The 26,652-nt window shown below is 46.7% G+C and carries 32 protein-coding genes and 1 riboswitch; of the genes, 1 reads left to right on the top strand and 31 read right to left on the bottom strand.

Annotated elements, in window-relative coordinates; translation table 11 throughout:
• Positions 1-73: 73 nt before the first annotated feature.
• The 8 genes from ribH to MHH91_RS12240 all read right to left on the bottom strand — a co-directional run bounded on the left by ribH (position 74) and on the right by MHH91_RS12240 (position 6,242).
• Entirely contained in the window at positions 74-538 is a 465-nt protein-coding gene (ribH, locus tag MHH91_RS12205; protein ID WP_013352730.1) for a 6,7-dimethyl-8-ribityllumazine synthase, read from the bottom strand.
• Positions 539-570: 32 nt separating this feature from the next.
• On the bottom strand, positions 571-1,767 hold the full coding sequence (locus MHH91_RS12210) for a bifunctional 3,4-dihydroxy-2-butanone-4-phosphate synthase/GTP cyclohydrolase II (RefSeq protein WP_013352731.1): 1,197 nt from the start codon (positions 1,765-1,767) through the stop codon (positions 571-573).
• 14 nt (positions 1,768-1,781) lie between these two features.
• The gene (ribE, locus tag MHH91_RS12215; RefSeq protein ID WP_014470033.1) at positions 1,782-2,429 is read right to left on the bottom strand and encodes a riboflavin synthase; all 648 of its coding nucleotides are present in this window, start codon (positions 2,427-2,429) and stop codon (positions 1,782-1,784) included.
• Positions 2,410-3,525 (bottom strand): bifunctional diaminohydroxyphosphoribosylaminopyrimidine deaminase/5-amino-6-(5-phosphoribosylamino)uracil reductase RibD, encoded by a 1,116-nt coding sequence (ribD, locus tag MHH91_RS12220; protein ID WP_013352733.1) that lies wholly within the window; start codon positions 3,523-3,525, stop codon positions 2,410-2,412. The genes ribE and ribD overlap by 20 nt, the downstream gene beginning before the upstream one ends.
• A 131-nt stretch (positions 3,526-3,656) precedes the next feature.
• Positions 3,657-3,804, bottom strand: a riboswitch (FMN riboswitch).
• A gap of 119 nt (positions 3,805-3,923) precedes the next feature.
• On the bottom strand, positions 3,924-4,268 hold the full coding sequence (locus tag MHH91_RS12225) for a hypothetical protein (RefSeq protein ID WP_013352734.1): 345 nt from the start codon (positions 4,266-4,268) through the stop codon (positions 3,924-3,926).
• A 246-nt stretch (positions 4,269-4,514) separates the two neighbouring features.
• Complete coding sequence (sipS, locus tag MHH91_RS12230; protein WP_038462897.1) at positions 4,515-5,090, bottom strand: signal peptidase I sipS; 576 nt, start codon at positions 5,088-5,090, stop codon at positions 4,515-4,517.
• Between the two features lie 80 nt (positions 5,091-5,170).
• Complete coding sequence (locus tag MHH91_RS12235) at positions 5,171-5,662, bottom strand: CcdC protein domain-containing protein (RefSeq protein WP_013352736.1); 492 nt, start codon at positions 5,660-5,662, stop codon at positions 5,171-5,173.
• 148 nt (positions 5,663-5,810) lie between these two features.
• Positions 5,811-6,242 carry a peptidylprolyl isomerase gene (locus tag MHH91_RS12240; RefSeq protein ID WP_038463262.1) on the bottom strand — a complete coding sequence of 144 codons (432 nt, stop codon included), beginning with the start codon at positions 6,240-6,242 and terminating at the stop codon, positions 5,811-5,813.
• A 285-nt stretch (positions 6,243-6,527) separates the two neighbouring features.
• Here MHH91_RS12240 and MHH91_RS12245 point away from each other — a divergent pair, with 285 nt between their 5' ends.
• On the top strand, positions 6,528-7,427 hold the full coding sequence (locus tag MHH91_RS12245; RefSeq protein ID WP_013352738.1) for a DUF1002 domain-containing protein: 900 nt from the start codon (positions 6,528-6,530) through the stop codon (positions 7,425-7,427).
• A 46-nt stretch (positions 7,428-7,473) separates the two neighbouring features.
• On the opposite strand, the gene lysA is transcribed toward MHH91_RS12245, so the two are convergent.
• The 23 genes from lysA to aspA form a co-directional block, all read right to left on the bottom strand.
• Positions 7,474-8,793 (bottom strand): diaminopimelate decarboxylase, encoded by a 1,320-nt coding sequence (gene lysA, locus MHH91_RS12250; protein WP_014470028.1) that lies wholly within the window; start codon positions 8,791-8,793, stop codon positions 7,474-7,476.
• Positions 8,794-8,917: 124 nt separating this feature from the next.
• Positions 8,918-10,399, bottom strand: coding sequence for a spore germination protein (locus tag MHH91_RS12255; protein ID WP_014470027.1), 1,482 nt, complete (start codon positions 10,397-10,399; stop codon positions 8,918-8,920).
• Complete coding sequence (locus MHH91_RS12260; RefSeq protein ID WP_088030539.1) at positions 10,353-10,961, bottom strand: stage V sporulation protein AE; 609 nt, start codon at positions 10,959-10,961, stop codon at positions 10,353-10,355. The genes MHH91_RS12255 and MHH91_RS12260 overlap by 47 nt, the downstream gene beginning before the upstream one ends.
• A gap of 3 nt (positions 10,962-10,964) precedes the next feature.
• A complete protein-coding gene (spoVAE, locus tag MHH91_RS12265) occupies positions 10,965-11,315 on the bottom strand; it encodes a stage V sporulation protein AE (RefSeq protein WP_013352742.1) in 351 nt (116 codons plus the stop codon).
• Entirely contained in the window at positions 11,316-12,332 is a 1,017-nt protein-coding gene (gene spoVAD / locus MHH91_RS12270; RefSeq protein WP_013352743.1) for a stage V sporulation protein AD, read from the bottom strand. It abuts the gene before it with no gap.
• A gap of 11 nt (positions 12,333-12,343) precedes the next feature.
• Positions 12,344-12,796 (bottom strand): stage V sporulation protein AC, encoded by a 453-nt coding sequence (gene spoVAC, locus MHH91_RS12275; protein ID WP_007612334.1) that lies wholly within the window; start codon positions 12,794-12,796, stop codon positions 12,344-12,346.
• 12 nt (positions 12,797-12,808) lie between these two features.
• Complete coding sequence (locus MHH91_RS12280; protein ID WP_014472080.1) at positions 12,809-13,234, bottom strand: stage V sporulation protein AB; 426 nt, start codon at positions 13,232-13,234, stop codon at positions 12,809-12,811.
• Positions 13,224-13,844 carry a stage V sporulation protein AA gene (locus tag MHH91_RS12285; protein ID WP_013352744.1) on the bottom strand — a complete coding sequence of 207 codons (621 nt, stop codon included), beginning with the start codon at positions 13,842-13,844 and terminating at the stop codon, positions 13,224-13,226. Before MHH91_RS12285 ends, MHH91_RS12280 begins: the two co-directional genes overlap by 11 nt.
• Positions 13,845-13,970: 126 nt before the next feature.
• Positions 13,971-14,738 (bottom strand): RNA polymerase sporulation sigma factor SigF, encoded by a 768-nt coding sequence (gene sigF / locus MHH91_RS12290; protein WP_003153348.1) that lies wholly within the window; start codon positions 14,736-14,738, stop codon positions 13,971-13,973.
• An 11-nt stretch (positions 14,739-14,749) separates the two neighbouring features.
• The gene (gene spoIIAB, locus MHH91_RS12295) at positions 14,750-15,190 is read right to left on the bottom strand and encodes an anti-sigma F factor (protein WP_003153347.1); all 441 of its coding nucleotides are present in this window, start codon (positions 15,188-15,190) and stop codon (positions 14,750-14,752) included.
• Positions 15,187-15,540, bottom strand: coding sequence for an anti-sigma F factor antagonist (spoIIAA, locus tag MHH91_RS12300; protein ID WP_013352745.1), 354 nt, complete (start codon positions 15,538-15,540; stop codon positions 15,187-15,189). The genes spoIIAB and spoIIAA overlap by 4 nt, the downstream gene beginning before the upstream one ends.
• Before the next feature lie 95 nt (positions 15,541-15,635).
• Positions 15,636-16,805 carry a D-alanyl-D-alanine carboxypeptidase family protein gene (locus MHH91_RS12305; RefSeq protein ID WP_013352746.1) on the bottom strand — a complete coding sequence of 390 codons (1,170 nt, stop codon included), beginning with the start codon at positions 16,803-16,805 and terminating at the stop codon, positions 15,636-15,638.
• Between the two features lie 136 nt (positions 16,806-16,941).
• Positions 16,942-17,760, bottom strand: a complete 819-nt coding sequence (locus MHH91_RS12310) for a purine-nucleoside phosphorylase (RefSeq protein ID WP_013352747.1) — start codon at positions 17,758-17,760, stop codon at positions 16,942-16,944.
• An 11-nt stretch (positions 17,761-17,771) separates the two neighbouring features.
• Positions 17,772-18,956 (bottom strand): phosphopentomutase, encoded by a 1,185-nt coding sequence (deoB, locus tag MHH91_RS12315; RefSeq protein WP_041915579.1) that lies wholly within the window; start codon positions 18,954-18,956, stop codon positions 17,772-17,774.
• Positions 18,957-19,125: 169 nt separating this feature from the next.
• Positions 19,126-20,016, bottom strand: coding sequence for a site-specific tyrosine recombinase XerD (gene xerD / locus MHH91_RS12320; RefSeq protein WP_013352749.1), 891 nt, complete (start codon positions 20,014-20,016; stop codon positions 19,126-19,128).
• Between the two features lie 7 nt (positions 20,017-20,023).
• On the bottom strand, positions 20,024-20,251 hold the full coding sequence (locus tag MHH91_RS12325; RefSeq protein WP_013352750.1) for a YqzK family protein: 228 nt from the start codon (positions 20,249-20,251) through the stop codon (positions 20,024-20,026).
• Between the two features lie 114 nt (positions 20,252-20,365).
• A complete protein-coding gene (fur, locus tag MHH91_RS12330) occupies positions 20,366-20,815 on the bottom strand; it encodes a ferric iron uptake transcriptional regulator (RefSeq protein WP_013352751.1) in 450 nt (149 codons plus the stop codon).
• A gap of 112 nt (positions 20,816-20,927) precedes the next feature.
• Entirely contained in the window at positions 20,928-21,572 is a 645-nt protein-coding gene (gene spoIIM / locus MHH91_RS12335; protein ID WP_013352752.1) for a stage II sporulation protein M, read from the bottom strand.
• Positions 21,573-21,647: 75 nt separating this feature from the next.
• Positions 21,648-21,875: a hypothetical protein gene (locus tag MHH91_RS12340; protein WP_014470621.1), complete on the bottom strand. Its 228-nt coding sequence runs from the start codon at positions 21,873-21,875 to the stop codon at positions 21,648-21,650.
• Between the two features lie 54 nt (positions 21,876-21,929).
• Positions 21,930-22,220, bottom strand: a complete 291-nt coding sequence (locus MHH91_RS12345) for a hypothetical protein (protein WP_013352754.1) — start codon at positions 22,218-22,220, stop codon at positions 21,930-21,932.
• Between the two features lie 112 nt (positions 22,221-22,332).
• Positions 22,333-23,646 (bottom strand): NAD-dependent malic enzyme, encoded by a 1,314-nt coding sequence (locus tag MHH91_RS12350; RefSeq protein ID WP_013352755.1) that lies wholly within the window; start codon positions 23,644-23,646, stop codon positions 22,333-22,335.
• A 12-nt stretch (positions 23,647-23,658) separates the two neighbouring features.
• Entirely contained in the window at positions 23,659-25,065 is a 1,407-nt protein-coding gene (gene nhaC, locus MHH91_RS12355; protein ID WP_013352756.1) for a Na+/H+ antiporter NhaC, read from the bottom strand.
• A gap of 141 nt (positions 25,066-25,206) precedes the next feature.
• Complete coding sequence (gene aspA / locus MHH91_RS12360; protein ID WP_003153322.1) at positions 25,207-26,634, bottom strand: aspartate ammonia-lyase; 1,428 nt, start codon at positions 26,632-26,634, stop codon at positions 25,207-25,209.
• Between the last annotated feature and the right edge of the window lie 18 nt (positions 26,635-26,652).

A 26,652-nucleotide genomic window follows, 5' to 3' on the forward strand; every position in this document is an offset into this window, starting at 1 on the left:
ACGGATACATAAAGGCGATCCGTTTTCTCACATTATATCATTTTCGCCGCGGTTTTAAACGCTTTTCAACAAATTATTCAAATGAGCGGTTTAAATTTGCCATTTCAATGGCGGATACTGCGCAGTCCGCTCCCTTATTTCCGGCTTTTGTTCCGGCGCGTTCGATAGCCTGCTCAATGGTTTCAGTCGTCACGATGCCGAAGATAACCGGGACGCCCGTCGCCGTTCCCGCCTGAGCGATGCCTTTTGCCGCTTCGTTGCAGACATAGTCATAATGCGTTGTCGCTCCTCTGATCACCGTGCCAAGTGTAATGACGGCATCGTATTTTTTCGTTTCCGCCATTTTTTTTGCGGCAAACGGGATTTCAAACGCTCCCGGCACCCAAGCGACATCAATGTCATTTGATTCTACACCGTGGCGAATCAATGTGTCTTCTGCTCCGCTTAACAGCTTGCTCGTAATAAATTCATTAAATCTGCCGACGACGATTCCGATTTTAAGTCCTGTTCCTACTAGGTTTCCTTGTATGATATTCATATGTTATCCATCCTTTTTTGTGAGATTTGTTTTTAGAAATGAAGCAAGTGTCCGAGTTTTTTCATTTTGGTTTGTAAATACTGCTTGTTGTGCTCACTCGCTTCCATTTGAAGCGGCACCCGATCTGAAATGCTTAGTCCGTACCCTTCAAGGCCGGCGATTTTCCGGGGGTTATTGGTTAAAAGTTTCATATGCTGAACCCCTAAATCGCGGAGAATCTGGGCGCCGATGCCATAGTTGCGCAAGTCAGGCAGAAAGCCGAGCGCTTCGTTCGCTTCAACCGTGTCGTACCCTTGTTCCTGCAATCGATACGCTTTCAGCTTATTGATGAGACCGATTCCTCTGCCTTCCTGACGCAAATACAATAGAACGCCGCGGCCTTCTTCGGCAATTTGCGCAAGCGCGGCATGAAGCTGAGGCCCGCAATCACAGCGGTGGGATGCAAACACATCGCCGGTCAGGCATTCTGAGTGCACTCTGACAAGAACGGGTCCGCTGTTAAACGGGACATCGCCCATGACAAAGGCGAGATGTTCTTTTCCGTCCACCTCGTTTGTATATCCGTAAACCCGGAACGTGCCGAAGTCAGTCGGCAGCGTAATGTCAACTTCTCTGTTCACAAGTGTTGTAATGTTGTAGCGGTATTCTATTAAGTCTTTTATCGTAATCATTTTCAGCTGGTGGCGTTTGGCGATCTCGGCTAACTCTGGCACTCTGGCCATTGTGCCGTCTTCATTCATAATTTCACAAATGACGCCCGCTCCTTGAGAACCGCATGCTTTTGCAAGGTCAACGGCTGCTTCCGTGTGGCCCGCCCGCTTCAGGACGCCTCCTTTTTTTGCGATTAAGGGAAAAATATGACCCGGACGCTGAAAATCGTCAGGCACAGATTCTTCGTCCAAAAGCGCCTGAATCGTAAAGGAACGTTCCTGAGCGCTGATTCCCGTTTTTGTCAGCTTGTGGTCAATGCTGACTGTAAACGCGGTCTCATGTGAGTCTGTATTATGATCGACCATTGGATGAAGATCCAGCCGGCCGGCGATGTCTTCAGAAAGCGGCGTGCAGATCAGGCCTCTCCCGTGGGTCGCCATAAAATTCACCACTTCAGGCGTAGCATGCTCAGCGAGCGCTACGAAATCTCCTTCGTTTTCTCTGTCTTCATCATCGACAACGATGATGACTTCACCTTTTTTCAGCGCTTCTAATGCCTCTTCTATCGGATGAAACATATTGATCTCCCTTTCTAAAAGCCGTTCTCGCTTAAAAAGGCTTCTGTGATAGTTTGATTGCTTTTCGTTTGTTCTGTTTTGTGCAAAAAGCGGTATAAGTATTTGCCGATCATGTCGCACTCAATATTGACGATCGAGCCGACTGCTTTCGTCCGGAAAATCGTTTCTGAGATGGTATGCGGAATGACAGATACCGTCACACTTTCGTCTGATAAGCCGAAAATCGTCAGGCTCACGCCGTCTACCGTAATCGAACCTTTCAATACGAGCGTTTTCGTCAATTCGGGAGACAGCTTTAAGTCGTAATAGACCGCGTTGCTTTTTTTCTCGATCCGTGTAATTTCCGCCGTCCCGTCTACGTGCCCTGATACAAAGTGGCCGCCGAACCGTCCGTTGGCGGACATTGCTCTTTCCAGATTCACTTTACTGCCTTTTGACAAGCCGTTCAGCGAAGTGGCTTTAACTGTCTCCGGCATGACATCTACCGTAAATTGATTGTCAGAAAATCCGGTCACGGTCAGGCAGATGCCGTTTACCGCGATGCTGTCGCCAAGCCTCACATCACTTGTCACTTTTGAAGCGGCAATTGTTAATGCCATGGAAAGGCCTGTCTTTTTGATTGCTTGGATCGTGCCTGTTTCTTCAACGATTCCTGTAAACATCGTCACCATCCTTTCCATCTTTAGGTATGGCCGTCAGTTTTATATCCGGCCCGATTTGGGTAATTTGTGTGAATTGTAAATGGGGGACATCTTTCATTGATTGAAAACCTTCACCGGAGATCAAGCTGGGAGCAAGCGTTCCTCCGATTAATGTAGGGGCGAAATAGAAATGAAGCTCGTCGAAACAGCCCGCCTTGACAAAACTTCCGTGTACAGATGCTCCTCCTTCCACATAAACGGACATTATGCCGTTTTCAGCGAGAATGCTGAGCACCTCAGGGATGTGAATGCGGTCTGTTTCAAGCGTAAAGACTTTTATTCCGAGTGCGGTCAGCCGGTCTTTCTTTCGGACGTCAGAACCTGCGGCTGTAAATATCCATGTCGGCGCAGCCCCGTCAGTGAGCACATTTGCCGTTTCAGGAACGGTCAGCTTTGTATCGAGAATGACTCTGACCGGCTGCTTCACCGCATCGGGGAGCCTGCATGTCAGGCTCGGATTATCGGCTTTGACTGTGCCTGCTCCGACAAGAATGCTTTGATGCGATTTCCTGTATTGCTGGGCATCAAGCCTTGCCGCCTCTGATGTAATCCATTTGCTGTCACCGGTTTCAGTCGCTGTTTTCCCGTCAAGGCTTGCGGCCGCTTTCAAGGTGACATACGGAAGTCCGGTCCGCATGAAGTGAAGAAACATTTTATTCAGCTCTTCTGCCTGTTGCCTGAGAAGCCCCGTTTTCACTTCGATGCCCGCTGCTTCCAGCATTGTGATGCCTTTTCCGGCTACAAGCGGATTGGGATCTTCCACAGCGATAAACACCCTTTTTATCCCTGATTTCATGATCAGTTCGGCACATGGCGGTGTTTTTCCGTAATGGCTGCAAGGCTCAAGCGTCACATACAAATCAGCGCCTTTTGCATGGCTGCCTGCCATATTGATCGCGTGCACCTCAGCATGGGCCTCTCCGTATTGCAAGTGGGCGCCCATTCCGACGATCTGTCCGTTTTTGACGACGACGGCGCCGACAAGAGGATTCGGCTGTGTCTGTCCTTCACCGCGTCTGGCAAGCTCTATTGCCGTATTCATATAATATTCTTCCATCGTTATCCCTCCCTTCTTCCACGCAATTTGGCGTCAAAAAAGCCCCGAATGTTTACACAGTTCGGGGCTTTACCAGTTTTAATCCATAGGAAATAAGACTATACAGTATGATTATTTTTTGCATAGCTTCTCTCATCCTTCTCCCATCCAGACTTTCACTGTCGGCTTCAGCTTTTCACTGAATCCACCGTATACAGATGCATACGGGTCACGGGCTGTAAAGCGCAGGAGCGCCTTATTACCGCCGGTCGGGATTTTCACCCAGCCCCGAAGGATACAATCAATATTTTTTTGTCCTTATCCGCTATTATAACATCCTTTACGGGAGGCGCAATGAATTTGCACCTAATTATTCAGAAAAAATAAAAAGCGCCTTTTTTCCAAAAAGGCGCCTTCATTTATTCGTTTACTTTAACGACCTTCAATAAGCCGTCAATCCGGTTCGATTTGCTGAAATACGCTTTAATCTTATCTCCTTTTTTCACATCGGAGAGATCCTGTTTCAGCTTGTCGCCGTTAAAAATGATTTTTGTGCCGTTTGCTGCCGTACCGTGGTATTCATTTCCTTCTATTTTCGTAATTTTATATGTTTTCACTGTATATTCTTCTTTTTCCTGAGACAGGGTTTGTCCGATCGCAGTAGGCACGTCTTTCAGTTCAATATCGTTTATGACCATAAAACCGCCCGCCAATAACAGCAGCAGTACAAGTAAAATGGCTGCTTTTGTTTTAATTCTTTCCATTTTTCTACCTCCAGCCCGTATCAATCTATTCATTACTATGTCATATTCCTTTTTTTCATGAATAGAAAACCGTTCTTCCCTGCGTGAGTTATTCATATAACGATTCATAAAGGGAAGATGTTTCATGTATCTGTAAAACTTTCTATCTATTAAATAGATATACGAATTTATGTTCTGTTTTTGTGGGTGGAAAGATAAATTTATATAAAAAAAGCAGTTTTCTCTAAAGAAAACTGCTCGTACGGTTTATTTCGTCTTGCGAATTTCATTAAACGGGAAGAAGACGAATTTTGATGTTCCCGCTATTTGTTTTTTCGTAAAAAGACCGAGGCCGTTGCGGCTGTCCATAGAGTTTCTGCGGTTATCACCCATGACGAAATATTTGTCGTCCGGCACTTTCACCGGGCCGAAGTCATCCGTCAGCGTGTCATAGCCGTCCTGCTTCGCTTTTTTCTTGTTTGCCGCTAAATACGGTTCGGACACTTTTTTGCCGTTGATGTACAGCTGATCGTTTTTCATTTGCACCGTGTCGCCGGGAAGTCCGATAATCCGTTTGACATAGTGCTCGTTTTCTCCGTTCAAAACGACGATCTGGCCGCGTTTGAAGTCGCTTATGTATTTGACCGTCATATTGACAAAGATTCTCTCACGGTCATGCAGAGTCGGTTCCATTGATTCCCCGTCAACGACATAAGGAGCAAATAAAAAGTTGCGGATGAGCACTGCCAGAACGACAGCGATGATAATGGCTTTCGCCCAATCAAGTACGGCGCTTTTTTTAGAAGTTTTTTCTTTTTCTGATTTCAAGTGATTTCCTCCCATTAGCCATGGTTGTTTTTATTTTACCATGAATCCCTGCACAGAGGGCAAATAAGCCCCGCACCTCATCCATTTTTTTCATTTCACAAGCCGGATCTGCTGATTTTACGGTATTTCACGAAGCTTCCGATCCGCCAAATGCACAAATACACAAAAGCAAGCTCCATTGTTAAAACGGCAAATTCCGCCGCGTCAATGTTTTTGAAATATTGACTGAGCACGATACGGATCGCAATAATCGCGATAATGACATATTTAAAGTTTTTATTCCGTTTGGAGTAGACAAAGCCGTCTTCCCGGATTTCATATGCGGTTTGCGACAGCATAATGACGCCAAATACCGCGCCTAACAGTCCGGCGATGGCGAGCTCCCAAACAGCGGGAAGATGAAACGGCTTTCCCGGAATATGCATGAGCTGGCTGATGCTGAACGAAAAAATGACGGCGATAATCACAAGCGGGAGAATGATGCCGAAGCCGCCGCCTTTAATCGGCCTGTTTCCCTTTTTCATTCTGAACCAAAAAATAAGTGCAATAATAATAATGACAAATAAAACGGTTGCCAATTGAACCAACGTTTTTACCTCTTTTCATTGTTGTAATCGGTCTTTTACACTATACCAGAGTGACCGCTATAGTTCATATATGTATTTTTTCATGATTTACACATGAGAATTTTCATATACATAAAAAAACCCGCCTGAAAAGGCGGGTTTTCCGTCATTAACCTTCTACACGGACTTCTTTCATTTTGTCTCCGTTAGACATGTTTTTCGCGTGCTCTAAACCGCTTGTCACTTTTCCGAATACAGTGTGAACGCCGTTTAAATGCGGCTGCGGCTCATGTACGATGAAGAATTGGCTTGAACCCGTGTCTTTACCGGCATGCGCCATTGATAAAGAACCGGCTTCGTGCTTATGCGGGTTGCCTTCTGTTTCACATTTGATCGTTTTTCCGCTTCCGCCCATGCCTGTCCCAGTCGGATCTCCGCCTTGGCTGACAAAGCCCGGAATCACGCGGTGGAAAATAACGCCGTCATAAAAGCCCGTATTCGCCAGGTTTTCAAAGTTAGCGACTGTATTAGGCGCTTCATTCGGGTAAAGTTCAAATTCGATTCTGCTGCCGTTTTCCATTTCGATGTAACCAGTTTTCATTCTCATTCCTACTTCCATATGTTTTTTGTCAAAGCCTTCTTCCACATGAATTTTCAATTGTAAGCCGGCTTTCTTTTTGATATTCTTTTGAAGGAAGATGCGTCTGCTCTTCTTTTCGCGGCTTATTATACCATACCTTCAGCCGGAAAACGAATCTCCCAGCTTCCAAAGAAAGAAAATGAAACCAGAACAGCTTCACAGCCGTCTATGTAACGGAACTGCTTCACGCAGGGCCTCACAAACCGCTTCAAAACGGCATTTGTGAAAAGAAGGAGGTTAACCGCTTTGAAAAAAATGTGGATTGGATTGCTGGCGGCGGCCGTTGTATTGTGCACAATACCGAAGATCAGCCTGGCCGATGCCGCAGTCGGAGATGTCATCGTCACACTGGGAGCAGATCTGTCAAACGCAGACCGTCAAAAAGTGCTTGACGAATTAAATGTTCCTGACAACGCGACAAAAGTGACGGTCACTAATAAAGAAGAACATGAATATCTGGGAAAATATATATCGAATGCCCAAATCGGCACAAGAGCCATTTCTTCATCATCCATCACGGTGGAAAAGAAAGGGTCCGGGCTTGACGTCCAAACCCATAACATCGATTCCATTACGGATGAAATGTACTTAAACGCCCTGATGACAGCAGGCGTGAAAGATGCGAAAGTATACGTAACGGCGCCGTTTGAAGTATCAGGAACCGCTGCATTAACAGGGGTCATTAAGGCATATGAAGTTTCATCAGACAAAGCGATTTCAGAAGATGTAAAACAAGTCGCCAACCAAGAGCTTGTCACAACATCAAAACTCGGAGATAAAATCGGAGATAAAAACGCCTCCGCGCTTATCGCAAACATTAAAGACGATTTCGCGAAAAACGGTGTGCCCGATACAAAAGAAGGAATCGAGAAAAAAGTCGATGATGCGGCATCAAACCTTAACATTACACTGACTGACGCTCAAAAAGACCAGCTTGTTTCATTGTTTAATAAAATGAAAAATGCCAAGATTGATTGGGGCCAAGTCGGCAATCAGCTTGATAAGGCTAAAGACAAAATCACAAAGTTCATTCAATCCGACGAAGGCAAAAGCTTTATTCAAAAAGTCATTGATTTCTTCGCGTCGATTTGGAATGCGATCGTGTCTGTATTTACAGGAGACAGCGGATCAAGTTCTAACAGCTAAAACAAAAAAGAGACCGGGACTGTATCGTCCCGGTCTCTTTTTTTGTTTATTGTTTGACTCCCGTCTTAAACGGCAGATCCAGCTTGACAATGTCTTCATAGGTTTCTCTTTTAATGACAAGATGCGCTTCGCCGTCTTCCACAAATACAACCGCGGGACGCGGAATGCGGTTATAGTTGTTAGCCATGCTGTATCCGTATGCCCCCGTGCAGAAAACGGCGAGCAGATCGCCTTCTTTCACTTCCGGAAGGTCTATATCCCAGATGAGCATATCTCCGCTTTCACAGCACTTACCCGCGATGGATACCGTTGTGTCATGGTGTTCTGAGATTCTGTTTGCCGATACGGCTTCATATTTCGCCTGATAAAGCGCAGGACGGATATTGTCGCTCATGCCTCCGTCAACGGCTGCATATTTACGGGTGCCGGGCACTTCTTTTTGCGAACCGATGGTATAAAGCGTCGTTCCGGCGTCTCCGACGAGCGAACGTCCCGGTTCAATCCAAATTTCCGGAATGTCAAAAGCGTACAGTTCTGCGTTTTCTTTTACCGCTTCAATAATTTTTTCCACGTAGACGGCGGGATGAAGAGGTTCATCCTCTTCTGTGTAGCGGATGCCGAAGCCTCCTCCTAAATTCAGCACTTCAGAGACAAAGCCGAATGATTCTCTCCATTCATTCAGTTTTGCAAAGATTTTTTCCGCGGCCAGGACAAAGCCCGCCGTATCAAAAATTTGCGATCCGATATGGCAGTGAACGCCGAGAAGACGGATATGGTCTGACTGTAATACTTGCTCAATCGCCTTTTCTATTTGCCCGTTATGCAGATCAAAACCGAATTTGGAATCTTCCTGCCCCGTCGTAATATAATCATGCGTGTGCGCCTCTACCCCCGGGGTGATCCGCAGAAGCACATCCATGGCGCGCCCTGATTTGCGGCACAGTTCCGCAAGTAAGGATATTTCATGAAAATTATCAACGACGATGCAGCCGATTTGATGATCGAGCGCCATTTGCAATTCTTCCCTGCTTTTGTTATTGCCGTGAAAATGTATCCGGTCAGCCGGAAAACCGGCCGAAACCGCCGTAAACAGCTCTCCGCCGGACACAACGTCCAATGAAAGCCCCTCCTGCTCAGCGAGCTGTATCATTGCAACGGAAGAAAATGCCTTGCTCGCGTATGCGACCTGCGCTTTTAAATCCGCGTCAATGAATGCCTGTTTAAAGCTTTTAGCGCGCTCACGTATTAAAGCCACGTCATAAACATAAAGAGGCGTGCCGTAATGCTCCGCTAAATACAGCGCATCCACACCTCCGATTTCCAGATGACCTAGTTTGTTTTGTCTGCTTGTGCCATGTAAGAACAATGCTCATTCCCTCTTTCTGATCCGCATATGGGTGAAAAGGACAGCTTTTGTTGAGCTGTCCTTATACAGGTCCCGTATAAGTTAAGACATACAATATCATAATCTTCTGTCGGTTTCAATGCGATTATGAACCGCTTGGCTGTCTTTGACGGTCTTTCGGGTGAACAATGCTCGGTCTGACTTTTGCTCCCGGCACTGTCGTCCGGACGAGCACCTGCCACAGCGCCTTGCCGTTAAATGGTAAAAACGGCCATAAATACGGCGTATGAAATGAGCGGATACTCGCCATTACGATCAGCAGCAATGTAAAGCCGATAACAAAGCCTTTCACTTTGAAAATGGCCACGAGAATCATTAAGATGAGACGCATCATTTTATTGGCGAGGCTGAGTTCATAGCTCGGCGTTGTGAATGATCCGATGGCGGCGATCGATACGTACAAAATCACTTCGGCTGAAAACAGCCCCACCGCTATGGCGATTTGTCCGATCAGCACCGCCGCAATCAGCCCCATGGCGGTCGATAAAGCGGTCGGCGTATGGATCGCGGCCATCCTGAGAAACTCAATGCCCAGATCGGCCAAAAAGATTTGCAGAATGATCGGGATATGCGTATTTTTATTTAAGCCGATAAAATCCAATCTTTCTGGCAGAAGAGACGGTTCGAGAACAAACAGGAACCAAATCGGAAGCAGGACAGTTGAAGCAATAATACCAAAAAACCTGATCCATCTTAAAAATGTCCCGACAGAAGGAGCCTGCCTGTATTCTTCCGCATGCTGAACGTGGTGAAAAATCGTTGTGGGCGTTATGATAACGCTCGGTGACGTATCGACGACGATAATGACGTGACCTTCCAAAATATGATTGGCGGCCACATCCGGGCGTTCTGTGTATCTGACCATAGGAAACGGGTTGTAGCCCTGCTTGACGATAAATTCTTCCACCGTTTTATCAGCCATCGTCAGCCCGTCAATGTCAATCGCATTCACTTCGTTTTCGACGATGCTGACAAGATCAGGGTCCGCGATGTCCTCTATATACACAATGGCCAGATCGGTCTTAGAGCGCTCACCGACTTTCGTAATTTTGACGCGGAGCCTTTCGTCTCTGATTCTTCTTCTGATCAACGCTGTATTAATGACGATACTTTCTATAAAACCGTCTCTTGCCCCGCGCACGACCTTTTCTGTATCCGGTTCTTCGGGCGTGCGTCCGGGATAATTCCTGACGTCGACGACGAAAGCGAAGCCGGCGTCTTCAACGATAACGGCGACAAGTCCGGAAAGCACTTGATCCGTTGCTTCGTCGAGTGTTTTCACTTTTTGGACCTGCTGATTGACGAGCCTGTTTTCAACGACATCAATCGCTTCATCCGCGTTCTCGTCATAATTATTGACATCGACGAGCTGCTCTATTAAATGAATGATAAACAAAGTATCGGTTAACCCGTTGACAAAGTAAATCTGGACTTCCCGGCCTAAAACTTGAACTTTGCGGACGCCGACATCATAGCTCGTCCCCATACCGACACGGTCTTTAAAAAATTGTTCATTTTTTCTAGGATCCCGGTATACTTTTATCATGTTTTCCGGTTTTTCCGGCATGATATTCGCTCCTTTCTAAAATGAATTCGACAGCCTTCATCGTAATCGGCGAGCCTTTGGATATATCATCTTTTCTTCCCATCTTTCCTATGTCGCCGATGCCTACAATGAGGGGAACGTCCAGTTTGTCAAGACAATACACCGTGTCTCCGTTCATTCTGTGCTCGTCCATTTCTCTCATTCCGATTTTGTCGACGCCAAACTCCGTCACTTCTCCATCACGGTCAATGGAGACATCTACTTTCGTCCATTCAGCCTGATGGGTTTTAGAAGCGACCGCAATCACTCCCAGCACTTCAATGTCTTGATGTGAGGCGACATATTTCAGCGCCGTTTCGCCCGGTCCTTCACCTTGCAGGCCCGAATCGTCAAACATGACAAACACCGGGTCATTCGGCGCGGTTTTAATCAGCTGAACAAGTTCCGGACCGCTTCTGGTTGAAGGATTGCCCTTTGATTGGGAAATACACCGTCCGCCTGTTTTTTCCGCGGCATATTCAATCGTTTTGGCGGCGTATACGTCCCCGTCTGTCACAAGGATGACTTTCCGTTTCGTCATCAGACATTATCCTTTCGGTTTAAAAATAACAGCCACAAGAAATGCGAATAAAATCGCTGAAGATATGCCGGCGGAGGTAAGTTCAAAAATCCCCATGCCGATCCCGATAAATCCATGCTCGTGAGCTTGATGCATGGCGCCGTGCAATAAGCTGTGTCCGAAGCTGACGATGGGAACCGTCGCGCCCGCGCCTGCGAACTCGATAAATTTGTCATAAATGCCGAACCCGTCTAATAAGGTGCCGATGACCACAAAAGTTGTCATCACATGGGCGGGTGTCAGTTTAAAAATGTCCAGCAGCAGCTGACCGATAATACAAATGATTCCTCCGCAAACAAAAGCCAACAGATATTCCATTTATGATGCACCTCCCGCTCGCTCAAATACCACACCGTGGGCGATGGTCGGAATGGTTTCCTTCTGCTGAATCATTGTCGGACTTAAAAGCGCTCCTGTCGCGACAACGAGAACCCTGTTGAGAGACCCCGCTTTTAATTGATTAAAAATATGTGTGTACGTAACAAGCGCGGAGCAGGCGCAGCCGCTTCCGCCCGCAAATACCTGCTGATCCGGCGTATAGATGAGAAGACCGCAGTCATCGTGTTTCGTTCCGGCGGGATAGCCTTCTTCTTTAAGCAAATCTTTTAAAATCGGCGAGCCGACGCCTGAAAGGTCTCCCGTTAAAATCAGATCGTAATCATCCGCCGTACGGTTCAAGTCCTTCAGGTGCTGTTTGATTGTATCTGCAGCAGCGGGCGCCATGGCAGAGCCCATATCAAACGGGTCTGTAATCCCGAGGTCGCTTACTTTTCCCACTGTCGCGCTTGTAATCTTGATATCAGAAGGGTTTTGGCTGATGATGACCGCCCCTCCCCCCGTAACCGTTGAAGTGGCGGTATCCGGTTTTTGCCCGCCATACTCCGTCGGATTACGGAATTGCCGTTCTGCCGTCGCATTATGGCTGCTCGTGGCCGCAATCGCCCTGTTCGCAAAACCGCCGTCAATGAGTGCGGATGCGACGGCAACCGTTTCCATTGACGTCGAGCAGGCGCCGAACAGACAGAGGAACGGAATTTTCAGATGTCTTGCGACGTAATTGGCCGTCACATTTTGATTTAAAAGATCACCTGCGAGCAACAAATCAATATCGCTTTTTTTCAGGTTTTGTTTTTGCAAAGCGGAGTTGATGGCATCTTCCATTAATTGACGTTCCGCCATTTCCCAGTTTTTCTGATTGCAATGCATTTCATCGTATGTCTTATCAAACAGCGAGCCGAGCGGGCCGTCTTTTTCTTTCGGTCCGGCTGCCGTCCCCGCCGCATTTATAAATAACGGGTTTTCAAACACCCAGGTTTGCTTTCCGGTCAATTTCATTTTTTCTCCTCCTATGAAAACAGTTTTTCACAAGCAAACCGTATCAGGCCTACGATATAGGCCGCCACGACGCCGAATACAATGACGTTTCCCGCCAATTTAAACATGTTTGTCGCCACTCCGAGCACAAGCCCTTCACTTCTGTGTTCCAGAGCCGCGCTTGTCATACTGTTTGCAAATCCCGTCACCGGCACGGCTGAACCCGCTCCGGCAAATTGACCGAGTCTGTCATAAATGCCGAATCCGGTCAGCAGGGCTGAAATTAAAATAAGAGTGGCGGACGTCGGGTTGCCCGCTGTTTTTTCGTTAAAATTAAAAAAGTGGATGTAAAAATCTTGAAGAGCCTGCCCGATCAGACAGATCAAACCGCCGATCAGAAAAGCTTTGACACAATTCCAGACATATGGCGGTTTCGGCTGATAGTCTTTCACTTTTGTTTTGTAATTTTCTTTTAAGTTTGTCACGTCTGTTCCTCCTTATGAATGATGGATAAAATACAGCCAATGAAATAAAGAGCCGGCTATTTTGCCGAACACAATGGCCATCAGCAAAATGATGATTTTGCTGCCGAAGCCGATCCGTTTGGCAAGAATGGGAAGCACATTCAGCACTTCTGTAAGCGCGGCGGCCAGCATGCCGATAAACATGCCGGCCAAAAGCCCGACCGGAACGGCTAGCCATTCAGATAAAAAAAAATGATTGATATTTAAGGTTTCCCAGCCGCCAAACACAGCCCCTGAAATAACAGCCCCTTCGTAGGCCTGTACAAAGCGCATTGTTTTTGTCAGCTGCATAAGGCGGGGGACGATTCCCATAACGGTTAAAAAAGCCACAAAGCCCGCTCCCACGGTCAGCCCGCCGCCAAGCCCGACAAATATAACGAAAAGAATGCTAACGATCATGCAGATCTTTCATCGTTTCTTCATTTTCGTGCATTGCGACATAATGATCGAGATCAAGCTGATAATTAAACATCTCGACCTCCAGCGGGCTTGGCTCTTCATTCAGGCGTTTTTTGAAGATGTGATTGAAAAAGACGATCATACCGAGACCGAGGCCGATGCTGTACGGAATCTGAAGCAGATACGGATATTCATTCCGTCTGCCCGTTATGATTTCATATAAGGCGATATGAACTTCTCTCATACTCACATCTTCATGAAAATTCATAATGGCGAGACATGAACCGATAAAAAGCAGCAGCCAGACACCGACAAACAAAACGGCTGACAGCTGCTTTTTCTGGTAATGAATTTCCACTATCGTTTCAGCGCCGCCGACGGTCTGTACATCAAGAGCGGGAAAAGCGGTATGAATGGCCTTCAGCACTTTTATAATGTCCAGCACTACGATATTTTTGTCTTTTTTCGTGATCTGATACAGCGGCAGTGCCGACAGTTTTTTTTTCAGCTTTTGCTGTCCCGCGATCTGCGCGGCGTCGCCGACTGTGATGATATCTCCGGTATGAGCCTTCACGCGGTGGCGAAGTCTGAGGAATATTCGTCTTTCCATCTTGCATCACCATCTTTCGGGTGGTTATATATGTAGTATGTGGTTCACTTTTGTTCTCATTCATCAGCGGCAAAAGACCATAAATTACCACTTGTGCACAAATAAAAAAAGCCGGCCCGTAAAAGGTCAGCTTTCCGTATGATCCATCTGCACTTTAATCTGCTTTAATATTTTTTTCTCCAGCCTCGATACCTGGACTTGTGAAATCCCGAGCCGTTCGGCTACTTCCGACTGGGTCTGGTCTTTGTAATACCTCAGATAGACAATGAGTTTTTCCCGTTCTTCCAAATCACTGATCGCTTCCTTGAGGGCGATTTTGTCAAACCACTTCTCTTCTGAATGATCGGCGATCTGATCGAGCAGGGTGATCGGGTCTCCGTCATTTTCATATACCGTCTCATGAATGGATGAAGGCGCCCGCACCGCTTCCTGCGCAAGCACCACATCCTCCGCATCAATTTCTAAATGATCCGCGATTTCCTGAACGGTCGGCACTCTTCCGTATGTTTTTGACAGCTCATCTTTCGCCCGGCGGATTTTATTGCCCAGTTCTTTTAAAGATCTTGACACTTTGACGGTTCCGTCATCACGGATGAAGCGCTGGATTTCTCCGATAATCATCGGCACGGCATAAGTTGAAAAACGGACATCATAGGACAAATCGAATTTATCAACGGATTTTAACAATCCGATACAGCCGATCTGAAACAGATCGTCCGGCTCATAGCCTCTGTTTAAAAACCTTTGCACGACAGACCACACAAGACGCATGTTTTTTTCTATGAGGAGGTCTCTTGCCTGCTGGTCGCCCTCTTGGCTCTTTTTGATTAATTCTTTGACTTCATGGTCCTTGAGCTGCGCGTTTTTGCTGTTTTTCTTAACCTCCACATCCATAACAAATCTCCTTAATTACAAAGCGCTTTGCTTTTTGATAGGTGTTTTGTTAAGCGTATCGTCGTCCCCATCTCCGGCGAGGAATCAATCGTGACATCATCCATGAAGTTTTCCATAATGGTAAAGCCCATTCCGGAGCGCTCAAGCTCGGGTTTTGTCGTAAAGAGCGGCTGGCGCGCCTCCTCCAGATCCGTGATCCCGAGGCCTTCATCCCGTATGGTCAGATAGACGACGTGATCCTCCAGCGTGACGGAGATGTACACCTTTCCGTCGCAGTTTTCTTCATAGCCGTGGATGATCGCGTTTGTTACCGCTTCTGATACGACGGTTTTGATTTCCGTCAGCTCGTCCATCGTCGGGTCCAGCTGTGCGATAAAAGAAGCAACCGTTACACGCGCAAACGATTCATTCTGACTGAGGGCTGAAAATTCAAGATGCATCTCGTTTTTCATGATGCCACCCCCAGCGTTAAAAGCGCTTTTTGTTCTGATTGTTCGAACCTGATAATTTTAAACAGGCCCGACATGTCAAACAGACGTCTCACCGCAGGCGAAATCGCGCACACGACCATTTCTCCGCCGAGCTGTTTAATTTGTTTATAACGTCCTAAAATCACGCCGAGGCCCGAGCTGTCCATGAAGGAAAGATCTTCAAGGTTCAGCACGATGTGACGGATGCCGTCAGCCTCCAGCGATTCAGTCACCTTTTGTTTTAATGATTCTGCCGTATGGTGGTCAAGTTCACCTGTTAATCGAATACAAAGCACGGATTCTTTGACATGAAAGTCAATTCCAAGGCTCATGCTCATTCCTCCTTGATATGATCGGATAATGAGTGTTTCGATTTTCGGGAAAGCAATTCCTTCACTATGACAAAACTAGTGCCCATTCGCCACGATTATTTAAATTTTGTCCAATCTCCCATCGTCCGCTTCAGAAAAGTGAGAAAACCCGCTTTTTCCATGTCGTCTTTTGCCGTGACGGGGCTTTCAACGAGCACTTTTCCGTCTTTTTTCAGAACGAGGCTGCCAAGCACCTCTCCTTTTTTAACCGGAGCCGTTACATTGCTGTTGATTTTCACTTCTTTTTTAACTTTGTCCATATTCTCCCCCTTTTTGGCTAAAAGGGAAATCGGTTCAGACGTGGTCAGCTTGATCAGTTTCTGCTTACCTTTTTTGACTTTGACCGATCCGACGATTTGATTCCGTTTATACAATGGATGTGTTTTGAACTGGCTGAAGGCATAATCAAGCATTTTTGTCACTTGGGCATTTCTTTCTTTCGGAGTGCTGGCTCCGAAAACGACTGCGATGACCCTCATATTGCCTTTTTTAGCGGTGGCAGTTAAACAATACTTCGCTTCGCCTGTAAAGCCGGTTTTCACACCGTCTACACCCGGATAAAATTTGATCAGCCGGTTTGTATTGACGAGCCAGAACTTTTTGTCTGTATTTTCTCTTAAATAATCCTCATACGTTCCCGTAAATTGAGTGATTTTGTCATACTTCAATAATTCCTTCGCCATTTTTGCCATGTCGTAAGCAGAGCTGTAATGGCCTTTTTCAGGCAGGCCTGTCGGGTTTTTGAAGGAGGTATCTTTCAATCCCAATTCTTTTGCTTTTTTGTTCATCCGGCTGACGAAATCCTCTTCCGAACCGGCGATATATTCTGCCATCGCGACAGATGCGTCATTTCCGGAAGCGATCGCAATTCCTTTGAGCATTTCTTTTACCGTCATTTCCTCTCCGGGTTCAAGGAAAATCTGCGAGCCGCCCATGGACGCGGCATGTTCACTCGTCCTGACTTTATCGCTCATCTTAATGTTTCCTTTGTCAAGCGCTTCCATGATTAAAAGCATGGTCATGATTTTTGTCATGCTTGCCGGCGCCAGGCGCTCCCGGCTGTTCTTATTGTAAAGAATGCTTCCCGTATCGCGTTCAATCAGCACGGCGCTTTTGGCTTCATGAGCGAGCTCCGATGTATGTTTTCCGTCCGGCTTTGCAAAAGCGGACGGTGCCGATGCGGTTAATAAAATGCCAATCAACAAAGTGGATATAAGACGTTTCATCTCCAAAGCCCTCCATTTCATAATCCTTTTTATTTTTTCCAAGCCCGGTGGTTTTATACGCCTCATCTGGAAAATGTTTCGTTTTGAGGGCACAAAAAAACAGCTGCTCCCGAAGAAACAGCTGCCTGATGTTTATTTATTTTTGAGATCGTGCGACTACGGCTTTTACAAGCTTCAAAAAGCCGCCTTTTACTTTTTCCGTCATTTCCATCACTTCATCATGGGATAACGGCTGGTCAAGAATACCGGCCGCAGCGTTGGAAATGCATGAGATGCCGAGAACTCGCATACCGGCATGGTTTGCGACGATAACTTCCGGCACAGTCGACATGCCGACAGCGTCAGATCCCATCGTTCTTAAAAACCGAACTTCTGCCGGCGTTTCGTAAGATGGTCCCGTAACAGCTGTATACACACCTTTTTGAACCGGAATGCCAAGCTCATCCGCCGTTTTTTCAGCCAAGTTTGACAGCTCTTTGTCATAGGCTTCTGACATGTCCGGGAATCTGACTCCGAATTCAGCTTCGTTCGGTCCGATTAACGGGTTGGTGCCCGTAAAGTTGATATGGTCGGTAATAATCATCAAATCACCGGCGCGGAATTCAGTGTTGATACCGCCGGCTGCGTTCGTCACGATGAGAGATTCAACGCCGAGCGCCTTCATCACGCGGACGGGAAACGTTACCTGATCCATTGAGTAGCCTTCATAGTAATGAAAGCGGCCCTGCATCGCGATAACCTGTACACCTTCAAGCGTACCCATCACAAGCTGGCCGGCATGGCCTTCTACCGTTGAGACCGGAAAATCAGGAATCGTTTCATATGTAAGCTTAACAGCTCCTTCAATTTCATCTGCCAATACTCCGAGCCCTGACCCTAAAATCAGACCGATCTTCGGTGTTTCTTTCACGTGTTCTTTAATAAATGCAGCAGCACGTTCGATCTTTTGTTTCAAAAAAAGTCCCCCTACTGTAATCTTGATAAAAAGCTTTTTCCGTATTCCGGCTTTTCTGTTTTGAAATTATCCGCAATGGTTGCGCCGATATCGGCAAATGTATCCGCAAGCGGCAGTTGTTCAGTGTGCTTATGCTTTTTGCTGTAGACAAGAAGCGGCACATACTCCCGCGTGTGGTCTGTCCCGTGATGGACAGGGTCGTTGCCGTGATCCGCCGTAATGATGAGCAGGTCGTCTTCTTTCATTTTTTCAAACACTTCCGGAAGCCTCGCGTCGAATTCCTCAAGCGCTTTTCCGTACCCTTCCGGATCACGGCGGTGTCCGTACAGCGCATCAAAATCAACGAGGTTGGCAAAGCTCAGACCCGTAAAATCTTCGCCGATCGTTTCAATGACTTTGTCCATGCCGTCCATATTAGATACTGTGCGGCGTGACGAGGTAATGCCTTCTCCATCATAAATATCAGAAATTTTGCCGATGGAAATGACGTCAAATCCGCTGTCCTTCATTCCGTTCATTACCGTGCGGCCGAACGGTTTGAGGGCATAATCATGGCGGTTCGGCGTACGCGTGAAGCTGCCCGGTTCTCCGACGAACGGTCTTGCGATAATCCGGCCGACCATGTATTTCGGATCAAGCGTCAGTTCTCTGGCCGTCTCACAGATGCTGTACAGCTCGTCAAGCGGAACGACATCTTCGTGAGCCGCAATCTGCAAAACGGAATCTGCTGATGTATAAACGATCAGCGCACCCGTTTCCATATGTTCTTTACCGAGCTCGTCCAGAATCGCCGTTCCTGAAGCCGGCTTATTTCCGATGATTTTCCGTCCCGAACGCTGCTCAAGCTCCTGAAGAAGCTCATCCGGAAATCCTTCCGGGAACACTTTAAACGGTTTTTCAATATAAAGGCCCATAATCTCCCAGTGGCCTGTCATCGTATCTTTCCCGTTTGACGCCTCCTGCATTTTACCGTAGTACGCAAGAGGGTGCTCCGTTTTTTCCACTCCCTTAATGTCTCCGATCAGTCCGAGACCGAGCTGAGCCATATGGGGCATATGTAAACCGTTCATGTGCTCTGCGATATGTCCGAGCGTATTTGCGCCTATATCATTAAAATCGGCCGCGTCCGGCGCTTCACCGATTCCGACAGAATCCATTACGATCAAAAATACACGTTTATATTTGTATTCAGACATCATAAAAGCCTCCTTTTCTTCCATCTGTCCATTGTAGCTTACAGAGGTCAGACAACTCAAGTATAAACCGTTTACATTCTTATTGACAATGCCCATTCAAATAATAAGAACCTTCTCTGTATTCCGCCAATCCGACAGAAAAAAGCCGCAGCCCCTCTGGCAGCGGCTCCTAAGCGCGCGGATGATACTGCTTGTACACGTCCTTCAGCCTTGTTTTCGACACATGCGTGTAAATTTGCGTCGTGGAAATATCGGCATGTCCGAGCATCTCCTGTACGGCGCGCAGGTCCGCCCCGTTTTCAAGCAGGTGCGTTGCAAAAGAGTGCCGGAGCGTGTGCGGTGTCAGTTCTTTTTTAATGCCCGCCTCAAGTGCGATTTTTTTCAGGTTTTTCCAGAATCCCTGCCGGCTGATCTGGCGGCCGTGATGATTCAGAAAAAGTGCTTCGGTCACGTTTTTCTTTAATAATTTCCCTCTGGCTTTTTCAATGTACGCTTCGATCGCATGGGAGGCGGCTTCACCGATGGGCACAATCCGCTCTTTCCGCCCTTTTCCGAAGCAGCGGACAAATCCCATCGTCAAATGGACATCAGATAATTTCAGCTCGATCATCTCGCTGACCCTGATACCCGTTGCATACAGCAGTTCAAGCATGGCTTTATCCCTGAGACCGAACGGACTGTCAAGCTTAGGCGTGTCCAATAACCGCTCTACTTCTTGCAGCGCCAGCACTTTTGGAAGCGCCCGCTCTGTTTTTTGTGTTTCAATATGTACCGAAGGATCTTTATCCGCGGCTTTTTCCCTTAACAGAAACTGATGAAAAGACCGGATCGACGCCAAATGTCTGGCAGACGTCTTACCGGATTTTCCGGAGTCCTTTAAATGCTTTAAATATTGAATAATATGAAGACGGGTCACATCATTCCATGAAGTGATCTGAAGGGTTTCAGTTAAGAAGAGAGAATAACTTTTCAGATCACGCTCATAGGACATCATCGTATTTTGGGACAGCCCTCTTTCAACCCTCACATAATGGATGAAATCCTTAATTTGATCCTTCACTCTTGATCTACTCCCCGTTTTGGTAAAAAAAGATCAATCGGCCGAACCAGCCGTCTTTCTCCTCATGTTCCGTTTTGGCCACTTTGACGGCGGAGCCTTCCGGTTTATCGTACCGATGATAGTTTTCATACTCTGAATTCACCCATATCATAGCATAATAGAACAGTGCGGTAAAACCTGTGAACAGAATAAACACTTTGATCGTATCCGCGGCTGTTTTTATGAATCTGCCCATCTTTCGATCGATCCTTTCTTTGGCGGCTGTTAGTACACCTTATGCCAATTTCAAAGGCTTTTATACATAAAAACAGCAAAAAACCCTTTCCTGACAGAAAAGGTTCATAGGCTTTTATTCTGTTTCATCCTCGCGGCAGCGGTGGCAGATTCCGTGAAAAGTCAATCTATGATCTTTAATTTTAAATTTCCAATCACGTTCAATCACTTCTTCAACGTCTTCAAGCAGATCTTCTTCAATTTCATCGACGGCTCCGCACTCCATACACACCAAGTGATGATGAAAATGGGCTGCGCCTTCTTTGCGAAGGTCGTAGCGGGATACGCCGTCCCCGAAGTTAATTTTATCAACGACTTTTAATTCTGTTAATAATTCTAATGTACGGTATACTGTAGCGAGACCAATTTCAGGAGATTTCTCTTTTACGAGGAGGTATACATCTTCTGCGCTTAAATGGTCTTCTTCGTTTTCAAGCAGCACTCTTACCGTTGCTTCACGCTGTGGCGTAAGCTTGTAGCTTGACGAGTGCAGCTGCTTTTTAATTCGATCAATACGGTTTTCCATGTCTTTCCCTCCTACGCCGCATTCCATGACTCATTATAACAAAATACGCGGAGAGTTCCAACTATAATTATTATAAACTGATAAATAAAAGTATTATTTTGTGATAATCATTCTAAAATATGCGCGATGACAGCTTTTCCATAAACACCGGAGACACGTAGGCTTCCAGCAGCGAAGCGATGACTGAGAAGAACACGATAAGAATCAGCACGAAGGCGTAGCGTCCGAACCATTGGATCGGCGCGTCATGAAGGCTGCGTTTGACAAACAGCTGCCGGATCAGTTTCAGCGAAAAAGCGATGGAGCATGTCCCCATGATAAGGTATGCCGGAATGAGAACGATGTTTTGCGGCAGCACCGAAATGAATGACAGGAAAAATCCGTTCATCCCCATTTGATTCACTAAAAATCCGACCGTGAAGCCGACGACGATTCCTTTCAAAAACACCATAATGAAAATAACCGGAAGACCGATAACGGAAATGCCGAGGATCCACATCAGACCCAAATATTTTACATCATGAAAGACGGCCTGCCAAAACATTTCTGAAGAGCCCGCATGTTTTCCGTCAGACAGCTGTCCGAAAAACTTGCTTAAATAGTAATACAAATCTTCTTTCTGCGTGATGGTCATGCTGTTGACAATGATTGCGCCGAAAATGACGCCCATTAAAAACAAAACGAACACAAATATATAAAGTGACAGATGATCCTTTACATGGCGAAAAAACAGTTCTTTGTACGATTGTTTTCTCATACCGCTTTCCTCCCGCTAATCTATTGACTTGATTTAGTAGATTGTATGAAAGAAAAGAGAAAACATGACAGAGAATCATAGAAAGGCGCGAGATTCCGGCATAAAAAAAGAACCCCCGTCATCACTCCGGTGATCACAGGGGTTCCTTTTTTTATGTTTTATTCTTTCCAGCCTGTCTTTTTTCGTTTTTGTCACTCTTTCATGCGTGCTGAAGGACGGCGCCTCCCCCCTTGACAAGACTGCGTCACGCATTCCGTTTCTTCTGAGATGCTCCCGCATTTTTTTCGCTTTGCTCTTCGCCATGTGCCGATCGCTCCTTTTCCTTTTCTCTATCATAACAAAAAAATCCAAGTGCGTTCATGAATACGGCTTATGTTTCGTCCGGTAAGCGCGCAGAGACGTTTTGGCAGATGAAAAGCTCCCGATCGCGGCGTATCCGTAAAAGAATCCCATAAAAATCCCCGCATACACGTGTTCGTGGTGACCGAAAACGATAGACACAACATTTCCGACAACAAGGGCAATCGTAGGAACGAATATGCCAGGAACCCGGCAGAACACTTTGATCAGCTGTGTGACGCATAAGACGATCGGCACGCCGATCACAGCATCCCAAATATTTGTATGGATCAGCGGAAAATAATCCACATTGACACCTCTTTACTCCGTCTTTTGCTTTCTGTTAGCCTGCCAAAGAATTCCGCTTCCTATTCATATAAAAAAACAGCACCGGACACATATCCGGTGCTGCAAGCATTATTTATTTTCCCGCCGCGGCCCGTTCTACGGCTGCTGATACGGCCCGATGCACGTCCGCGTCCAAAGGCTGAGGCACGAGATCACCGTGTTTCGTGCAAGAGGCGATGGCTTCTGCGGCCGCCACAAGCATTTCATGGTCAATTTTCTTGCTTTTAGCGTTCAGCGCGCCGCGGAAAATACCCGGGAAGCCGAGAACATTATTGACTGAACGGCCGTCGGCTGCATAGGCGGCTCCGGCTTGTAATGCCTCTTCCGGTTCAATTTCCGGTTTCGGGTTAGATAAGGCCAGAATAACTTGTCCCTTTCTGACATCTTCTTTTTTAATTAGACCCGGAACTCCGGTAGTGCTGATCACGATGTCACACGTGTCCATTAAATCCTTGATGCTTCCGAGCGGCTGACCTCCGTATTGAGCGAGGCGGTTCATTGCGTCTTCCGACTTGTCCGTTCCGCAGACCGCTTTGACCCCGTATGCCATAAACATGCGGCAGATGGCGACGCCTGCCGCGCCGAGACCGATCTGTCCGACCTTCGCTTCTTTTAAATCAAGGCCGGCGCTTTTACAAGCGGAAATGGCGGCAGCGAGAGTGACGACTGCCGTGCCGTGCTGGTCATCGTGCATAACCGGAATGTCCAATTCTTCCTTCAGGCGGTCCTCAATGTCAAAGCAGTGAGGCGAACCGATATCTTCAAGCAGAATTCCGCTGAACCCCGGAGAAATATGTTTTACCGTGCGAATGATTTCTTCCGGATCGGAAGTATCGAGCAAAATCGGAATTCCGCTGATGCCTGCCAGCTGGTCAAAAAGCGCTGCTTTCCCTTCCATTACGGGCATTCCGGCGACAGAGCCGATATTGCCGAGACCGAGAATCGCAGTACCGTCGGTGACAATGGCGACAGAATTGCTGATTGTCGTATAGATGGACGCTTTTTCAGGCTCCTTTTCGATCAGTCTGCACACATCAGCGACGCCCGGTGTATAAACACGGCCAAGCTCAGCCAATGTTCGGATCGGCATTTTGCTCTTCATCTGAATTTTCCCGCCTTCATGGGCAGAGAGCACTTCATCTGAGACTGTGTGAAGCCGGATGCCTTCACCGAGAGCTTCAATGGCTTGAATGATTTCCTGCAGCTGCTCCTCATTTTCGGCCTGCACCGTAATGTTGCGCATCGTGTAGTTCGGGCCGACTTTTACGGTTTCAACTTCCCCGATATCTCCGCCCATCACTCCGATGGCGGTTGCCACTTTTCCGAGATTTCCGGGAACAGTCGGCGTTTCAATCATTAAAGTCCGAATCATATGCTTTGTAATCATGAAATGAACCTCCTAACCCAATTTTTGAGATTGCATGGATTTTTCTTTCGTATACCAAATGAATTTTCCAGTGTATCCGTACAATATTGCCAGTCCGATAGACACGAAACTGAGCCACATGAACGGCAGATAAGAAAATGTGGATACTCCGAGAATGCCGGCCATATAAATTCCGTTGTCAGACCACGGCACCATCCCTGAAGTAAGCGTACCGCCCACCTCTGCGTTCCGGGATAAAATTCTTCTGTCAAGTTTCAGTTTATCATAACTGTTCTCCATGATTTTTGGCGTCAGAATCAATGACACATACATCGCACAGCCGAAAATGTTTCCTAAAAGAGCGACGATCAACGTCGAAAGCGTTACATTTCCCGGTGTGGTCAGTTTTTTCTCAAAAGTTGAGACAATCACTTTTAATACGCCGAGCTTTTCAAGAATTCCTCCAAAACCGAGACCGAACAGGATAACGACCAACGTATCCAGCATACCGGTGATACCCCCGCGGTTTAACAGGCCATTCAGAAATTCGACGTCCGTTTTAATGGAAAAACCATTATAAGCAGTCGCGATGGCACTGGCAAAATTCATTCCTTGAAACACAGAGGCCCAGATTGCGCCAAGCAAAGCTCCGATGACGATGACGGGCATAGACGGCTTTTTCAAAATCAGAAGGACAACGACGATAACAGCCGGAATGAGCATCCATATATGAATATCAAACGTTTTCTGCAATGAAGATTTTAAGAATTCAACTTTATCAAGATCAATATTTTTTCCGCCGTATATAAATCCCGTTACGGTAAAAAGAATGGCCGTAATAATATAGGACGGAATTGACAGATACATCATCGCTCTGACGTGTGACAGCACATCCACCTTAGAAAGCGTGGAGGCAAGCACCGTACTGTCAGACAGCGGTGAAAGCTTGTCCCCGAAGTAAGCGCCGGACAAAACGGCTCCCGCTACGATCGGAAGCGGTATGCCCATTCCCTCTCCGATGGCCATCATTGCGATTCCCGCCGTTCCCACCGTTCCCCAAGACGTTCCGGTCGCAACAGACATAATGGAACAAATAACCAGTGTAGCAAGCAGGAAAACATGAGGATTAATAAACTCTAAACCATAATAAATTAAAGTCGGCACAACCCCGCCGGCAATCCATGTTCCGATAAGCGCACCGACCGAAACAAGAATCAAAACCGCTTCAAGACCGTTCGATATCCCGGTGACAATAGAGGACTGCAAGTCTTTATATGAATAGCCCAGCCTGACTCCGAGAATAATAGCAATAAACCAGGATATAAACAGAGCAAGCTGGATCGGCAGGTCTAAAAACACCGTAAATGATAAAACAAGCGCTAAAAACCCGAATAATAAGATGATAATTTCCAATAAATTTGGCAATCTGACCTCTTTCACAAGAAAATCCCCCTAGAAGAAAAAAGCTAAAACGCTTTCATCAAATAATATAACAAATTATACTATACTGCCTCATCCCTTTGTATGGCAACCGCCTATTCACCAAAAAACGTGAAAAGGCGGCTGTTGTTGCTTAAAAATTTATTTTTCCAAAAGATCTTTTCCAGCGATCCCCGGTTTTGTCATTTCATATGGATTCAAAATGATATCCAATTCTTCTTCTGTCAATACATCATTTTGAAGGCAGAGATCCCTTACAGATTGCCCCGTCATGATTGCTTCACGGGCAATTCGCGCAGCCGCCTCATACCCAAGGTGCGGATTGACCGCTGTAATGACGCCGACGCTTTTTTCCACGTATTGCTTCAGGCGTTTTTCGTTGGCTTCAATTCCCGCCAGACAATGATCGGTAAATGAGCGGAAACCGTTGTTCATAATGCTGATGGATTGCAGCAGGTTAAATACGAGTACCGGCTCCATTACGTTAAGCTCCAGCTGGCCCGCTTCTGAAGCGAGGCAGATCGTATTGTCATTCCCGATAACCTGGAAGGCGATTTGGTTGATAAGCTCTGCCATTACAGGGTTGACTTTCCCCGGCATAATGGATGATCCCGGCTGACGGGCGGGCAGGGAAATTTCCGCAAGTCCCGCGCGCGGGCCTGAAGCCATTAAGCGCAGATCGTTGGCGATTTTAGACATGTTCATCATGCATACTTTCAACGCAGCTGAAACTTCCGTATACGCATCGGTGTTTTGTGTGGCATCAACCAAATGGCCTGCGCCGACAAGCGGCAGTCCGCTGATGTCAGCAAGGTGCTTCACAACCTGTTCTATGTAGCGCGGATCAGCGTTAAGTCCCGTACCTACGGCCGTTGCTCCCATGTTTACTTCATAGAGATGCTGGCGGGATTGTTTAATTCGTTTTATATCACGCTCAAGCACGCGGCTGTATGCTTCAAATTCCTGTCCGAGACGGATCGGCACAGCGTCCTGAAGGTGTGTGCGTCCCATTTTAATGACGGAATCAAATTGTTTCGCTTTATCTTTAAAGACACTCAGCATATGCGCCATCGTATCAAGAAGCTTATCAAGAAGTTTTAAGGTAGAAATATGAATCGCTGTCGGGAACACGTCGTTCGTCGATTGTGACATATTGACGTGTGTGTTCGGGCTGAGGTGAATGTATTCACCTTTTTTATGGCCCATGATTTCAAGCGCTCTGTTGCCGATTACTTCGTTGGCATTCATGTTCATGGACGTTCCGGCTCCGCCTTGGATCGGATCGACGATGAATTGGTCATGCCATTTTCCTTCAAGAATTTCGTCTGCGGCCTGGACAATCGCGTTTCCGATTCCTTCATACAGCCGTTTTACATCCATATTGGCTAGCGCCGCCGCTTTTTTGACGATGGCGAGCGCATTAATCATTTCTTCATGGATGCGGTAGCCGGTAATCGGAAAGTTTTCTTTTGCGCGCAGCGTTTGGATCCCGTAATACACATCAGCTTCAATTTGTTTTTCTCCAAGGAAATCTTTTTCCTGACGATATTCTTTTTGCGCGTTTGTCATGCTAAAACCCTACTTTCT

The sequence above is a fragment of the Bacillus sp. FSL K6-2819 genome, assembly GCF_038008305.1.
Taxonomy (GTDB): domain Bacteria; phylum Bacillota; class Bacilli; order Bacillales; family Bacillaceae; genus Bacillus; species Bacillus amyloliquefaciens.